This is a genomic window from Prosthecobacter sp., assembly GCF_044226605.1.
In the GTDB taxonomy this organism is placed as follows: Bacteria; Verrucomicrobiota; Verrucomicrobiia; order Verrucomicrobiales; family Verrucomicrobiaceae; genus Prosthecobacter.
The window spans coordinates 556,930-570,920 of sequence record NZ_JBGAGS010000002.1; the positions used below are offsets into that span (position 1 = coordinate 556,930).

At 60.7% G+C, this 13,991-nt stretch carries 13 protein-coding genes; 7 read left to right on the forward strand and 6 right to left on the reverse strand.

The window, feature by feature from the left end; translation table 11 throughout:
• Positions 1 to 11: 11 nt before the first annotated feature.
• Both ACILSO_RS04330 and ACILSO_RS04335 read right to left on the reverse strand, forming a co-directional pair.
• Positions 12 to 1,487, reverse strand: coding sequence for a sigma-54-dependent transcriptional regulator (locus ACILSO_RS04330; protein ID WP_395736140.1), 1,476 nt, complete (start codon positions 1,485 to 1,487; stop codon positions 12 to 14).
• Between the two features lie 62 nt (positions 1,488 to 1,549).
• On the reverse strand, positions 1,550 to 2,272 hold the full coding sequence (locus tag ACILSO_RS04335; RefSeq protein ID WP_395736141.1) for an isoprenyl transferase: 723 nt from the start codon (positions 2,270 to 2,272) through the stop codon (positions 1,550 to 1,552).
• 128 nt (positions 2,273 to 2,400) lie between these two features.
• Here ACILSO_RS04335 and ACILSO_RS04340 point away from each other — a divergent pair, with 128 nt between their 5' ends.
• On the forward strand, positions 2,401 to 3,654 hold the full coding sequence (locus ACILSO_RS04340; RefSeq protein WP_395736142.1) for a hypothetical protein: 1,254 nt from the start codon (positions 2,401 to 2,403) through the stop codon (positions 3,652 to 3,654).
• A 54-nt stretch (positions 3,655 to 3,708) separates the two neighbouring features.
• Here the strand turns inward: ACILSO_RS04340 and tatC are convergent, their stop codons facing one another.
• From tatC to argH, 3 genes are read right to left on the reverse strand one after another with little or no spacing between them, the layout of a single operon-like run.
• Positions 3,709 to 4,851, reverse strand: coding sequence for a twin-arginine translocase subunit TatC (tatC, locus tag ACILSO_RS04345; RefSeq protein ID WP_395736143.1), 1,143 nt, complete (start codon positions 4,849 to 4,851; stop codon positions 3,709 to 3,711).
• 39 nt (positions 4,852 to 4,890) lie between these two features.
• Positions 4,891 to 5,493, reverse strand: a complete 603-nt coding sequence (locus ACILSO_RS04350; RefSeq protein ID WP_395736144.1) for an NUDIX hydrolase — start codon at positions 5,491 to 5,493, stop codon at positions 4,891 to 4,893.
• Between the two features lie 5 nt (positions 5,494 to 5,498).
• The gene (argH, locus tag ACILSO_RS04355) at positions 5,499 to 6,869 is read right to left on the reverse strand and encodes an argininosuccinate lyase (protein WP_395736145.1); all 1,371 of its coding nucleotides are present in this window, start codon (positions 6,867 to 6,869) and stop codon (positions 5,499 to 5,501) included.
• A 193-nt stretch (positions 6,870 to 7,062) separates the two neighbouring features.
• Here argH and ACILSO_RS04360 point away from each other — a divergent pair, with 193 nt between their 5' ends.
• Genes ACILSO_RS04360 through ACILSO_RS04375 form a run of 4 tightly spaced genes read left to right on the forward strand, consistent with a single transcriptional unit; the run spans position 7,063 to position 10,539 of the window.
• On the forward strand, positions 7,063 to 7,302 hold the full coding sequence (locus ACILSO_RS04360; RefSeq protein ID WP_395736146.1) for a ferrous iron transport protein A: 240 nt from the start codon (positions 7,063 to 7,065) through the stop codon (positions 7,300 to 7,302).
• On the forward strand, positions 7,299 to 9,485 hold the full coding sequence (gene feoB / locus ACILSO_RS04365) for a ferrous iron transport protein B (protein WP_395736147.1): 2,187 nt from the start codon (positions 7,299 to 7,301) through the stop codon (positions 9,483 to 9,485). The genes ACILSO_RS04360 and feoB overlap by 4 nt, the downstream gene beginning before the upstream one ends.
• A gap of 13 nt (positions 9,486 to 9,498) precedes the next feature.
• Complete coding sequence (locus ACILSO_RS04370) at positions 9,499 to 9,627, forward strand: FeoB-associated Cys-rich membrane protein (RefSeq protein WP_395736148.1); 129 nt, start codon at positions 9,499 to 9,501, stop codon at positions 9,625 to 9,627.
• 21 nt (positions 9,628 to 9,648) lie between these two features.
• Complete coding sequence (locus ACILSO_RS04375; RefSeq protein ID WP_395736149.1) at positions 9,649 to 10,539, forward strand: nitrilase-related carbon-nitrogen hydrolase; 891 nt, start codon at positions 9,649 to 9,651, stop codon at positions 10,537 to 10,539.
• Here ACILSO_RS04375 and ACILSO_RS04380 read toward each other — a convergent pair.
• Entirely contained in the window at positions 10,513 to 11,370 is an 858-nt protein-coding gene (locus tag ACILSO_RS04380) for a L,D-transpeptidase family protein (RefSeq protein ID WP_395736150.1), read from the reverse strand. The genes ACILSO_RS04375 and ACILSO_RS04380 overlap by 27 nt on opposite strands.
• Positions 11,371 to 11,538: 168 nt before the next feature.
• On the opposite strand from ACILSO_RS04380, the gene ACILSO_RS04385 reads away from it, so the two are divergent.
• On the forward strand, positions 11,539 to 12,021 hold the full coding sequence (locus ACILSO_RS04385; protein ID WP_395736151.1) for a GNAT family N-acetyltransferase: 483 nt from the start codon (positions 11,539 to 11,541) through the stop codon (positions 12,019 to 12,021).
• Positions 12,022 to 12,158: 137 nt separating this feature from the next.
• Positions 12,159 to 13,724, forward strand: coding sequence for a DEAD/DEAH box helicase (locus tag ACILSO_RS04390; RefSeq protein WP_395736152.1), 1,566 nt, complete (start codon positions 12,159 to 12,161; stop codon positions 13,722 to 13,724).
• Positions 13,725 to 13,991: the final 267 nt, after the last annotated feature.

Below are 13,991 nucleotides of genomic sequence, written 5' to 3' on the forward strand. Positions count from 1 at the left end.
TTCGAGGCTGTTTAGCCAGCCTTCCTAGCTTTTTTTGGGGCGGGAGCGGCGGTAAGCGGGATCTCTGCGGCGGCTTTTTTCACCGCAGGAGCGCTGAGATTGCTCTGCAGCGCGTCGATGTTTACGCCGAGGAATTTGGCCGTGCGGTCCGCATCCTCGCTGAAGTGGCGGAAGGCCAGGCGGGACAGTTCGCGCTCCACCCAGGGCAGCAGTTCGATGTCCGGCGTTTTTTCCGCCACGCTCACGAGCATGCTCAGCGCATCGCGCATGCGGGTGACGGTGCTGGAGGGGTCCATGTGGCGCGCGCCTTTGCTGCCCAGCGGAATGTCGGAAGGCAGCAGCACGTCAGAATTGCACAGGGCGCAGGCGCGCTGGATCGTGTTTTCCAGCTCGCGCACGTTGCCGGGCCAGTCGTAGGCGTCCAGCATGTCCAGCGCGTCATCCGTGAAGCGCATCTGCGGTCCGCGGCGGCGGGTGGAAAGGCGGTGCAGGAAAAACTCGGCCAGCAGGCGCACGTCCTCGCGCCGTTCACGCAGCGGCGGAATGTGAATGCGCACGACATTCAGTCGGTAGAACAAGTCCTCGCGGAAATTTCCCTTCGCGACCTCTTCCTCCAGGTTCTTGTTGGTGGCGGCGAGCACGCGCACGTCGGTTTTCAGCGTCTGATTGCTGCCCACCCGCGAGTACTGGCCTTCCTGCAGCACGCGTAGCAGCTTGCTCTGCACTGCGAGCGGCATGTCGCCGATTTCATCCAGGAAAAGGGTGCCGCCGTCGCACTGCTCAAAGCGGCCCACGCGCTGGTTCACCGCACCGGTGAAGGAGCCTTTTTCGTGGCCGAAGATCTCGCTCTCCAGCAGGTTGTCCGGAATGGCGGTCACGTTGATGGCCACAAACTCCTTCTGCGTGCGCGGACTGAACTTGTGGATGGCGCCCGCCACGAGCTCCTTGCCGCAGCCGCTTTCTCCCGTGATCATGACAGGGGCGTCGGAACGCGAGACCCGGCCGATAAGCTTGAAAACTTCCTGCATGGGCGCAGAGCGGCCGATGATGGTCTCCTGGATCGATTCGGTGGGCACTTCAGCGGCTTGCGCGCGAGTGACCTTGCGTGCCTCAATGGAGGTGAGCGCGCTTTCAACGACGGTGCGCAGTTCGTACGGCAGCCGTTCCTTGCCCAGCACGTCATAGGCTCCGAGGCGCATCGCCTCGATGACGTGGCTGGTGGTGGCCGTGCCGCTGAACAGGATCACCATGGACTGCGGATCAATCTGGCGCAGACGCTTCAGAAGCTCGATGCCCGTGGTGCCGTTCAGGCGGACTTCAGAAAGCAGCAGGTCGGCCCGCTTTTTGACGTAGGAGGCCAGGGCATCTTCACCCCGCTCGAAAGTACTGATGGAAACGCCTGGTGCTTTCAGATGGGCGGCTGCCCATGCGAGGAAGTCGGCATCTGGATCCACGATGATCAGGTGGGTGTCCGGGTTGTCTGGCATTAGCGCGTTTTCTTGGGTTGGGATGGCGTTATCGCCGCAATGGAGGGCAAGGTCAACAATTGTCATACGCCGCCGAAACGGCGGTGGCGCTGGTGGAAGGCACGGATGGCAGCCTTAAGGTCCTCTTTGGAGAAGTCCGGCCAGAGCTTTTCGGTGATGTAAAACTCCGTGTAGCTGACCTGCCAGAGCAGAAAGTTTGACAGCCGCATTTCTCCCGAAGTGCGGATCAGCAGGTCAGGATCTGGATAGTAACGCGTGTAGAGGTGCTTGCCGAACATCTCCACGTCGATCATCGCCTTGTCGAGGTGACCGCTTTCCACGCTCTGCAGCAGGCTTTTAACCCCGTCGATGATCTCCTCGCGCCCGCCGTAGCTCAGCGCCAGGATCAGCGTCAGACCGGTGTTCTGCGCGGTGGTTTCGATGCAGCGGTGCAGCTCGTTCTGGCAGGATTGCGGCAGGTCATGCAGACGGCCGATGGCCTGCAGCCGCACATTTTGCTTCATCATCAGCGGGAGTTCTCCGCGCAGAAAAATTTCCAGCAGCTTCATCAGCGCCTCCACTTCGCGCTTCGGCCGTTTCCAGTTTTCCGCGGAAAAGGCGTACAGCGTGAGGAATTCCACCCCGATCTCGCTCCCGCACTCCACCACGCGCCGCACGGTTTCCGCTCCGGCCCGGTGGCCCTCCGTACGGGGCAGTCCGCGTTCTTTTGCCCAGCGTCCGTTGCCGTCCATGATCATGGCGATATGGCGTGGTATGGGCTTCAAATCATCGTTCGGGCGACTCATGCGAAGGGAAAATCTACCGCATGGCGCACTCTTCGCCAGAAAGTTCTGTGTTCGTACCGCTGATGTGGCTGATTGCAGCAATCAACTCGCGCAAAAAGGCAGAAGATGCGTTAAGTTTTTTGCGCACGATGAATTCCGCGACCACCGCCAGTCTGATCTGCCCGGCATGCGGCCAGGCATTTCTCTCCATGCAGCAGAGCATGGAGGGCATGACGCAGTGTCCGCATTGCGCGCACAATGCGCCGCGCGGCTATTTTGGCACGCAGGCCCAGGTGGCCGGCGTGGCGCAGGTGCGCCGGCGTGTTTCGCAGACACAGCCGATGCAGAGCATGCAGCCTCCTCCTGTTCAGCCTCCGCCACACGCGCCTCAGGCATACGCTCCACCCGCAGCCTGGCCGGGCATGCAGACCCCTCCGGCGCAGCCGCCCGCCCATTCCATCGCACGGCCCGCCCTGCACTTTTCCTCGGCGCTCATGCCCACCGGCGCACCGCCTCCGCAGCCCGAAGCTTCTCTCACTCCTCCTCACCTGAGGACTTCTCCATGGCGCAATGCTTTCATCATTCTGGCCTTCGCCGTGGTGTGCTGCGGTGCGCTCTGGCTTTGGTGGGACAGCGTCGGTGGACCCGCCGCCAGCCCGGCCCCCGGCGCCACTCCTCCTGCTCCCACGATGGCCGCTCAGAAAACGCAGGTTTCTCCCCAGCCGCAGATCGCTCGTGCCGTGATTCCTGAGCCTGACGTGGCAGCCTTCTCTGCGGACGCGAAAGCTCTGGTCACGGAGTTGTTTGCCGTAGACACGCCCGAACGCCGCGCGGCGTGCATTCATGAAGCTGGAAAGTACGGCGCTGAAATTGAGGCGTTGTTTGGGCCGTCTGCCGTGCCGAAAATTGAGTCCCGGCTGCTCGCACCCATTGCGGGCGCGCCATTGACGCTGCCCGGTTCCCAGCCCACGCCGCTGTTCAAACTGGTCACTTCCTCCTGCGCCACGGGGGCCTTGCTCCGGCTGGAAACAGGTGCCGACGGCAGGCGCCGGATCAGCTGGCCGCTGTTGATCGAGACTCATTCTGCCGCTCTTGCGACCTACCTCAAGCTCCCTGCTGCGGATGCAGCCTGGTTTCATATGGGTTTGCGCCCTACTCATGGTCTGGATATCGCCGCCGAGCTGCGCTCCAAATACATCACCTTTGACGTGCAGGTTTCTGCCGGGGGCGTTCCCCACTTCGTCGCCTGCGTCGAGCGCGACTCGCCGCTGGGGCGCTTCCTGGATCGTGAAACCGAATGGGGCAGGGCTTACCTCGCCCGCCTCCTGGTGCGCAGGCTCGACATCAAGGCAGATGCACCTTGCCTGCTGGTGATCGACTGTGAAGGCGCCACCGAACGCTGAAGAGACACAGGCTGTTCACCTGTGTCTCCCCTAGGTCTTCAAACTTTCCTGCAGTTATGATTTCTGCGGCGGCTCGTTGGAGCGTTTCTCATCCTCGCGGGCCATTTCCTCCAGCGTCATCTCGCGTGGTGGCGAGTCTGCTGGTTCATCTTCTGGCATCTTTGAGCTCTGGTCCTCTCCCAGATTTTCGTCCTCGGCATGCTCCACCTCCGGCGGCGGCGCAGACGGCTTGGCGGCAGGCGCCTTGTAGTCGTCGTCCCGGTCATCGTCATCATCGTCGCCGGAAGACCACGGATTGTAGTTTTCGTTGTCCCATTCGTCCGGGCCCTGCTCTTCGAGTTCCTTCGCATCCTTGTCGATGTCCGCGTAATATTCAGGGAACGCGGCGCGGTCCTTCTTCTCCATGAAGTAGGCCAGCCAGATGCATGTCTCATAGAGGATGTAAAGGGGGGCGGCCAGCACCAGCATCGTGAACGGATCAGGCGTTGGCGTCACAATGGCGGAGAAAATGGCGATGGCCACGATCGCATACGAGCGCGTCGAGTTCATCAGCTTGAAGTTCAGGAAATCCAGCTTCACCAGCACCATCACAATCACCGGCAGCTCAAACGCCACTCCGAAGAGCAGGATGAAGCGCGTGGCAAATTTCACATAGTCCGCCAGCCGCCATCCATTCAGCAGCCCCAGGTCGTTGTTGAAGGTGTAGAAAAACTCCAGCGCCTTTGGCAGCACGACATAAAAGGCAAAGCACGAGCCGATCAAAAACAAGCCCGCTCCGAGGCCGATGGCCGGGAAGATGGCCTTTTTCTCCGCCGGCTTCAGCCCCGGCAGGACGAACTGCAGGAGGAAAAACAGCAGCAGCGGAAATGAAAGCATGACCCCGGCGATCAGCGCCAGGTTCATCACCATCATGAAGCCCTCCTGCGGCGTCAGGATCTGCAGCATGTTCTTGAGATCTTGCTCCGATTTGACCACCCCGGTCCACCACAGCGGCAGTTTGATGATCGCAAACAGCTTGTCGTAAAAGGTGAAGGTGATGATTGAGGACACCAGCAGTGTCACCACCATGCGCACAATCATTTTGCGCAGGTCTTCCAGGTGATCGAGGAACGGTTTTTCCTCGTCGCCATTGCCGCCAAGATTCAAGGCGACTTTTTCGCGAACTTTAAAGACTTTTTGAAGTATGCCGGACCACATGGGAAGGGGAGGGGGTAGGGGGATTGCGGTTGCGTAGGACTACGGCAGTCCTTGGGCCGCGATCCGTGCGAATAGTGCCAGCGTCAGGGCGTTGGTGATCGCATTGGCAGCAATCATCCCCCGCAGTTCTCCCGCGCTCACATACCGCACGTCGCTGATGTGTTCGCTTCCATCCGGTTCCGGACGGCTGACGACACACACGGGCTTCGCCGTAAAGAGATAAACGATCTCGTCGGTAAAACCTTGCGAAGGAAAAAACCAGCCGAGGGATTGCAGCGTTCCCAGATCAGGATGCAGCGCGCAGCCGCACTCCTCACGCAGTTCATTTTGAATGGTGTAAATCAGGGACTCCCGCGTCACCTCGGTGTCGATCTGCCCGGCGGGAAATTCCCATAGCGTCTGCATCACCGGCAGGCGCTCCTGGTGGACCATCACAAATCGTCCGTCCTCCAGCACCGGGGCGATCGCTACTGCGGCCTTGCGCTTCACCACCATCCACGGCACTTCCTTCTTGCGGCTCGGAGTCGTGAAGTAGGCCTTTTCCACGCCCACATGCGGGTTCGCAAACTGCACCTCGCTGCGAGTTTTCTCCCAGCCGTCTTCGGCTCCAGGTTGGTAAAGTTCAAAATCCGGGATCTGCATGCCTGTCACGCTGGGGTCAGAGCTTTGCGCCAGCGGGCCAGCTGCGCCTTCACATTCTGCGGCGACGGAGCACCAATGCCCTTGCGTGCCACCATGGCCGTTTCCAGATTCAAACAGGCCGTGACATCCGCCTCAAAGGCTGTCGAGAAACGCTGAAATTCCTCCAGCTTCATGTCTCCAAACGCACGCTGCTGCTCGATCGAGTAGGCCACCAGCTTGCCAATGACTTCGTGCGCCTGCCGGAACGGCACGCCATGGTTCACCAGGTAGTCCGCCAGATCCGTCGCCAGCAGCATCGGGTCGCTCGCCGCCGCGGTCGTCTTGGCACGGTTCACATCCATGCCCGTGATCATTTCCGTGAAGACCTGCAGCGCCACGTCGATCGTGTCGATCGAGTCAAACAGCGGCTCCTTGTCCTCCTGCAGATCGCGGTTGTAAGTCATCGGCAGGCCCTTCAGCAGCGTCAGAATGCTCATGAGATTGCCAATCAGCCGCGCCGACTTGCCACGCGTTAGTTCCGCCACATCCGGATTCTTCTTCTGCGGCATCAGGGACGAGCCCGTCGTGTGCGCATCGCTCAGCGTCACAAAGCCAAACTCCGCGCTCGCCCACAAAATGACGTCTTCGCTCAGGCGCGAGAGATGCACCCCAAGCAAAGAAATCGCAAACAGCAGCTCAGCCACAAAGTCACGGTCGCTCACCGCATCCATCGAGTTCTGCGTCACTCCGTCAAACTGCAGCTGCTGCGCCACATATTCGCGGTCCAGAATGATCGTGCTGCCGGCCAGCGCGCCCGAACCCAGCGGCATCACATTGATGCGCTTGCGGCAGTCCGCGAGGCGAGCCGCGTCACGTTCCAGCATTTCCACATAGGCCAGCAGATGGTGGGCAAACAGCACCGGCTGCCCGCGTTGCAGGTGTGTGTAGCCCGGCATCACGGTCTCTCCGCCGCGCTCGGCGCACTCAATCAGTGCCGCCTGCATGGCCCGGATAAGATCCGTGATCCGCGCGGTTTCGGCCCGGCAGTACAGACGCACATCCGTGGCCACCTGGTCATTCCGGCTCCGCGCCGTGTGCAGTTTCGCGCCAGCAGGACCAATGCGCTTGGTCAGCTCCGACTCGATGTTCATGTGCACATCTTCCAGAGCCTCTTTAAACTCGAAATTCCCTGCCTCGATCTCTTTCCGGATGGCCAGCAGCCCCGTTTCAATCTGCTGCTGCTCCTCGGCGGTCAGGATGCCCGCCTTCAGCAGCCCCTTGGAATGGGCGATCGATCCGGCGATATCATGAGGGTAGAGCCTCCAGTCAAACGACACGGATTCTCCATAGCGCTGCACCAGAGCGCTGGTTTCCTGAGCAAAACGTCCTTTCCACATAAATTTTCGAGGGCGCGCAGACTAGCGGCTTTCAGAACCGGCGCAACCACCACGGCAGGGTCATCCAAAAGCAGTCTGACGGCCGGTTCAGCGCAAAATCCGCTCAAAGTCCGCATTTGCCAGAATCGCAGATCCTGTTAATTTCATCTCATGTTCTGCGACAGAGTCTCAGTTGCAGGACCGTTTTCCTATCATGTCCGCCGCCACCCTTGCTGATCTTCCTGTTGGCACCGATGCCATCGTTCAGGCCATGCCTACCGGGCGTTCTGGCCTCACCCGGCTGCGTGAAATGGGCATCGTTCCCGGCACCCGCGTGCGTGTGACGCGTCGTGCACCCCTGGGTGAACCCATTGAAATCTGTGTGCGCGGCTCCCATCTTTCCATGCGCAACCATGAGGCGGCTTTCATCGCCATCTCCCCCGCCGTCGCATGAGCCAGGCCGCGACTGAACCGCCACTCATCGCCATCGTGGGAAACCCGAATTCCGGGAAGACCACGCTCTTCAATCTGCTTACGGGCCTGAAGCAAAAGGTGGCCAACTACCCTGGTGTCACCGTCGAAAAAAAGATCGGCGAGTGCTACAGCCAGCACGGCAAAAAACTGCGCCTTATCGATCTTCCCGGCGCTTACAGCCTGAACGCGCGCTCGCCGGATGAAGCCGTCCTGCGCGATGTCCTCCTAGGACGCAGGGCCGACACCCCGCGCCCGGATCGCGTAGTTTGCGTGGTGGATTCCGCCAATCTGGAGCGCAATCTCTACATGGTCAGCCAGGTGCTCGAACTCGGCCTGCCGACGATTCTCGTCCTGAACATGATCGACGTGGCCGTGCAGCGCGAGTGGCGCATTGATGCGGCCAAACTGTCCGAGCTGCTCGGTGTCGTCGTCGTTCAGACTCAGGCCATCACTGGTCAGGGACTCATCGAGCTTAAGCTAGCCCTCAGCCGCGAAGATCTCACCCCGCCGAAGTGGCAGAGCGCAAAGCTGCCAGAGGGCGTGCGTGCTGCTCTGGAGCAGAGCCGCGGCCCCCTTTGTCAGACCGGCGCCATCCACAGCCGTGCCTCGCTGCTGGAGCCACTTTACCTGTTGTCCGATCACGACCCCACGCACTACGGCATCGGCGACGCCCAAATCGGCCGCATTCAGGAGCTGCGTGGCCAGATGGAAAAAAGCTTTCCCGGCTGGGAGGACGAACTCGTGGCCGAGCGCTACCGCAGCATCGAGAAACTTTGCGAGCAGGTCTTGAAACGGCCCGACCAGGAGGTGGAAACCATCACCACCAAAATCGACCGCATTCTGCTGCACCCGGTACTGGGCTTTGTGAACCTGCTGCTGGTGCTCGGGCTGCTCTTCTTCCTCATTTTCAAGGTGGCCGAAGGCCCCATGGACTGGATCGAGGCTGGCTTCGGCCAACTGGGATCTTGGGTGGACGGCCTCATGGCTGCCGGAGATCTGCGCGATCTCGTGGTCAATGGCGTCATTCCAGGCGTCAGCGGCGTGGTCATCTTCCTGCCGCAGATTCTCATCCTGTTCTTCTTCATCGGCATCATGGAGGACACTGGCTACATGTCGCGGCTCGCCTTCATCATGGACTGGGCCATGAGCAAGGTGGGACTGAATGGAAAGTCTTTCCTGCCCTTCCTCAGCTCCTACGCCTGCGCCATCCCCGGCGTCATGGCCGCGCGCACCATCGACAATCCCAAGGACCGGCTCATCACCATCCTCATCGCGCCGCTGGCTTCGTGTTCGGCACGGCTGCCGGTTTACTCCCTGCTTATTGGCGTGTTGTTCCCCGTGAAGGAAGTCGGCGCGCTGACGCAGGCGGGCATCATGCTCGGGCTTTACGCCTTGGGGACCTTCGGTGCCTTCGTCTTCGCCTGGGTGTTCAACAAATTCGTCATGAAAGGCTCGGCCAGCCCCATGATCCTGGAGATGCCCTCCTACAAGATGCCGGCGCTCAAATCCATCCTCATGCACGTATGGCAGCGTGCGCGCATGTTCCTCGTCCGCGCTGGCACCATCATTCTCGGCATTTCCATTTTGATCTGGGCTGCATCCACTTTCCCCCGCAGTGCTGAACAGGCCAGGGAGCAGCGTTCCTTGGAGCACCGCATCGAGGAAATCGGCGACGCCAAGGACGATGCCTCCAAAACCGAGCTCGACGCTCAAAAAGAAAAGCTCAACGCCATCAAGTCCCAGAATTTGGAAAACAGCTTCGCGGGGCGTGCCGGCAGGTTTATCGAGCCGGCCATCGCCCCCCTCGGCTATGACTGGAAAATCGGCATCGGCCTCATCGGCAGTTTTGCCGCCCGCGAGGTGTTCAACTCCACCATGGGTGTCGTTTATGCCGTCGAAGGGGCTGAAGACGATGTCGACCTGCTGCGCGACAAACTCGCCGCCGAGCGCAAACCGGACGGCCGCCTTGTTTACACCCCGCTCGTCTGCATCAGCCTCCTGGTCTTTTATGTCTTCGCCATGCAGTGCGTCAGCACCATCGCCATTGTGAAACGCGAGACCGGCAGCTGGAAATGGGCGCTTTTTCAGCTCGGGTACATGACCGGCACGGCGTATGTACTGAGTCTGCTGGTCTTCCAGATCGGCAGCGCCCTCGGCTACTGACCCCCTCCTTTCCATGAACCAAGACTGGCAGTCCATCGCAGCTCTCGCCGTCGTGCTCGTCACGATCACGCTGTTCATCGTCCGCTCCGCCAGACGTCGCAAGAAGCCCGGCTGCGGCGGCAGTTGCGGCTGTGGGAAATGAGGCGCAGAGTGCGCCCCTCCCATGATAGCGATCGATCTTTGCACCTTTGATACCAAGACGGATGTCAAATCTCCCGCAGCCTATGCCGCTGTCGTGGTGGACTGCGTGGAAGCCTCCTGGAACAACGGCGCGGACCTCGTGCTGCTGCCTGAGTTTGCCTGGGTCGGCCTCGTGCCGCTCGTCGAGCCCCGCACCCTCCAGCGTGCTGCCGAAGTCTTCTGGAATGAAGTCCTCCCGGCGCTGAAATCCCTCCTCACGCGCCCTGGCAAAGCCGTCGTGCTCGGCACCGTGCCCTTTTGGGATGCCGAGCGCCAGGAACTGCGCAACCGCGCGCCCATCCTTCTGGAAGATCGCGTCCTGCATCAGGACAAGCTGCACCTCACCCCTTGGGAATCCGATTTCTCCCCGGGCACCGAGCTGCACCTCTGGGAGTTCGCCGGGCTGCGCTTCGCGGTGGTCATTTGCCTCGACATCGAGATCCCTGAAATCAGCACGCGCCTTCGCGGATCAGCGGTGGACGTGCTGCTTGTCCCCAGCGCCACGGAAACCGTGCTAGGGGTCGAGCGGGTGGGGCGCTGTGCCTCTGCTCGTGCTGTGGAACTGGGCTGCGCCGTGGGCGTCTGCCACCTCACCGGCAAAACCGAGGTCGAACTCATCGATGTCAATGTGGGCCGCACCGCCGTCTACTGGCCTTCGCAGATGTCATTTCGCGATGCTCCCCGCTGGCAGGAGAGCAGCCTCATTGAGGAGGGTATTCACAAGCAGCGCCTCATGATCGATCGCAAGCATCTGCAGGTCATGCGCCGGATGCCGCTGGAGACCAATCCCTCCCTGCTGAAAAACATGCCCGCTTTCGAGCTGGTCCGCGACGACCCCGGTCAGGAGTCAGGCCTTGGCTTTCGACTTATGTGAGGCCTGGCCTGCCACCTTGGTGAAGGACTTGGACTTGGAAGTCTTAGATTTGATGGCGGGCTTCTCACGCTCCGGGGCAGATTTTGCCTTGGCTTTGGCCTCATTTTCTTCCGCGCGCTTCTTTTCACCTTCCGAGGCCGTCACCCGCGCAAGTTCGATCGGCTGGGCGGCCAGCGTGGCTGGCGAATTCAGAGCAGGTGAGCCATCGACATCATCCGTGGCAGCCGCCGGTTTTTCCTTCTCTTTCTGGCCGGCGGGGAGTCCGCCTTTGGTGATCACCACCTTGGCGCCGATGTTCACATTGTTGAACAGATCCACCACGTCGGTCATTCCCATGCGCACACAGCCATAGCTGGCGGGCTTGCCCAGCCGGTTTTCTTCCGGGGTGCCGTGGATGTAAATGTAACGGTTGAACGCGTTCTTGTTCGATGTCTCCATGCCGCGCAGCCACAGGATGCGGGAGACGATCGGGTCGCGACCGGGAGCGTTGGGTTTCAGCACCTCGCCATTCCAGCGGCGGCTTTTCAAAACTGCCCCTGCGGGCAGGCCCTGGCCGATTTTGGCAATGACTTCATGGGCGCCCAAAGGCGTCCGGTTGCTGCCCTGCTGGTCCCCCAGCCCAAACTTCGAGGTGGAAATGACGTACTGTTTGGTCAGCCTGCCCTCGCTGTAGATGCCGAGCTTCTGATCCTTTACGCTCACCACCACGTCTCCTTTAGGAGGAGTGCCGGAGCATTGGCTGAGGACTCCCGCCAGCACCACGACTCCGAGCGCCTTAAACAGGCTTTCAGTGAATCGGCAAATTTTAGAAGTCCGGCTAAAAAGCGGCATGGGCCAGAAGAATGATATAAGCTAAGATGTTCGCAACTCCGAATTATTACTGTTATCAACGGTGCCAACTGCACATGTGTTTCGCAAGACCCGTGCCATTTGAACGATTGATGCTTGTCTTGAGACGTTACGTATCACCCTTTTATTCAACTTTCAACCCCCGCAAACATGGACGAGCCACCCCTTCACATCCGCCCGTATCGAGACGACGACCTGCCTCAGCTGCGCAGGATTACGGTGGAATCCTTTGGCAGCGTCGCCCTTGAGCAGATGCTGGAGCAAAAATATGGCCTCTGGAACGAGCGGGACTGGAAGGTCCGCAAGGCCAGTCACATCGACGACGACGTGGCCCAGTGCCCGGAAGGCTGCTTCGTCGCTGAGCGTGGCACCGAAATCCTCGGCTACATCACCACCCGCCTGGACCGGGTGAACCAACGTGGCCGGATTCCCAACCTCGCCGTCGTGGAGAGCGCCCGGGGCCTGGGCCTCGGCCGCCGCCTCATCCAGCACGTTCTCGACTACATGCGGGAGGAGGGGATGAAGCTCGCACAGATCGAAACCATGGCCTCCAATGCCATCGGCCAGCACCTCTACCCCAGCTGTGGTTTCGAGGAGGTTGCCCGCCAGGTCCACTACGCCATGAGGCTCTGACCTCGCCAGTCGGATGTCTGCGGGTTTGCATTGTCCCTCAATCTGGCCGATAGACCCCGTCTCTTTACTAGAAAACGCTTGTGACCACCCCACGCAGACCCGAACACGCCCCCAAGAAACCCTCCCTTTTCAGCCGCTTGAAAGACGGGCTGAAACGCGTCATCGGCAGAGGTAAAAAGAAGCCGGCCGCTCATGCGCCTGCCAAAGAACACTCCAAGGAGCATTCGAAAGAACATTCCAAAGATCATCACCCGGCCACCATCCACGCCCACAAGCGGCCGCATGATGACAAGGCCCGTGAGCACGCTCCGCGTCCTCCGCGTGAAGGTGGCCGCCCTCCCCGGGAACGCGGTGAGCGTCCCGAGCGCGATGGCCGCCGCGGTCCTCCCCGCGGTCGCGAGCGCGATGGCCGCCCACCCCGTGGCCCGCGTGAGGACAAGCCCGAGCGCCAGAATCACGCTCCGGTGCCTCCTCCTCCTCCGCCCCCCGTGCCGGAAGGTCCTTACCCGGAGGCTTTTGAAGTCCTCGGCCTTTCCCCTGCGGTCCTCGCAGCCATTCGCGAGTCCGGCTATACCACGCCCACCACCATTCAGGAGAAATCCATTCCCATCATCCTCACCGGCAAGGATGTCGTTGGCGCCTCCCAGACCGGAACCGGCAAGACCGCCGCCTTCGCCCTCCCCACCCTCACCCGCATGGGCGCTCCCGGAAAATTCCGCGTCCTTGTTCTCGAACCCGTCCGCGAACTCGCCGCCCAGGTGGTCGATCAGTTTGAAAAATACGGCAAGCATACCGGCCTGCGCGTCCTCCTCGTCCATGGCGGCGTCGGTTATGAAAAGCAGCGCAAAGGTTTGCAGGAAGGCGTGGACATCGTAGTCGCCACCCCCGGTCGTCTCCTTGACTTCATGCAGGAAGGTGTGGCCGATCTGCGCGGCGTTGAAGTGCTGATTCTCGATGAAGTGGATCGCATGCTCGACATGGGCTTCCTCCCCGACGTCCGCCGCATCGTGGAAAAAACTCCGACCACGCGCCAGACCCTCTTCTTCTCGGCCACCATGCCGCCGCAGATCAAGAGCCTCGCGGACTTCGCGCTCAAAGATCCCGAAAGCGTGGAAGTCGGCATCCGCTTCTCCGCCGCCGAGACCGTCAGCCACTACATGTATCCGGTCGCCAGCGATCAGCGCATGGAGCTGCTGCTCGCCATCCTGAAGCAGACCCATTTCGAAAGCGTCATGATCTTCACCCGCACCAAGGTGCAGGCAGACCAGATCTACTCCGAGCTCAAGCAGCTCAACGAATACAAGGTCGCCGTCATGCACTCGGACATCGGCCAGCGTGATCGCGAGCGCGCCCTGCAGGGCTTCCGCAATGGTGAGTTCGAAATCATCGTCGCCACCGACCTCGCCGCCCGCGGCCTGGACGTCAGCGGCGTCACCCATGTCATCAACTACATGGTCCCCGAGCATTCGGAAGACTACGTGCACCGCATCGGCCGCACCGGTCGTGCGCAGAAAGAGGGAGATGCCTTCACTCTCTTTGCCGCGGACGAACTCATGAATGTGGCTTCCATCGAGCGCCTGATCAGTCAGAAAATCGAGCGCCGTAAGCTCGAAGGCTTCAACTACAAGTACACCACCGCACTCGACGACGAAGACCGCGCCCGCGCCATCCTCACCGGCCGGAAAAAGAAGAAGCGGCGGTAAGGAAGCGCAGAATAAATCAACGCCGCAGCTGTTCTGAGTACGTAGTTCGGGCGTCAGCCCGTTCTGGGTCCCCTCGCATCGTCCAAAAATCGAAGCCCAGCCAGCGCCGTATAGTAGTGCCGGCTTTACAGGCTGTGTGAAAACACTCTTTTTAGAGAGGCCTGCCCGGAATGCCGGTTAAATTCTGGCATTCTGCCAAGCGATTTTGCCTTCAGTGCTGTGCTGCTTTCCTGAGCGCTTGTAATGCGCTTATCAGAGGGAGGGTGC

Coding starts and splice junctions, on each gene's coding strand:
- ACILSO_RS04330 (WP_395736140.1), bottom strand. CDS start 1,487: ATGCCAGACAACCCGGACACCCACCTGATCATCGTGGATCCAGATGCC.
- ACILSO_RS04335 (WP_395736141.1), bottom strand. CDS start 2,272: ATGAGTCGCCCGAACGATGATTTGAAGCCCATACCACGCCATATCGCC.
- ACILSO_RS04340 (WP_395736142.1), top strand. CDS start 2,401: ATGAATTCCGCGACCACCGCCAGTCTGATCTGCCCGGCATGCGGCCAG.
- tatC (WP_395736143.1), bottom strand. CDS start 4,851: ATGTGGTCCGGCATACTTCAAAAAGTCTTTAAAGTTCGCGAAAAAGTC.
- ACILSO_RS04350 (WP_395736144.1), bottom strand. CDS start 5,493: ATGCAGATCCCGGATTTTGAACTTTACCAACCTGGAGCCGAAGACGGC.
- argH (WP_395736145.1), bottom strand. CDS start 6,869: ATGTGGAAAGGACGTTTTGCTCAGGAAACCAGCGCTCTGGTGCAGCGC.
- ACILSO_RS04360 (WP_395736146.1), top strand. CDS start 7,063: ATGTCCGCCGCCACCCTTGCTGATCTTCCTGTTGGCACCGATGCCATC.
- feoB (WP_395736147.1), top strand. CDS start 7,299: ATGAGCCAGGCCGCGACTGAACCGCCACTCATCGCCATCGTGGGAAAC.
- ACILSO_RS04370 (WP_395736148.1), top strand. CDS start 9,499: ATGAACCAAGACTGGCAGTCCATCGCAGCTCTCGCCGTCGTGCTCGTC.
- ACILSO_RS04375 (WP_395736149.1), top strand. CDS start 9,649: ATGATAGCGATCGATCTTTGCACCTTTGATACCAAGACGGATGTCAAA.
- ACILSO_RS04380 (WP_395736150.1), bottom strand. CDS start 11,370: ATGCCGCTTTTTAGCCGGACTTCTAAAATTTGCCGATTCACTGAAAGC.
- ACILSO_RS04385 (WP_395736151.1), top strand. CDS start 11,539: ATGGACGAGCCACCCCTTCACATCCGCCCGTATCGAGACGACGACCTG.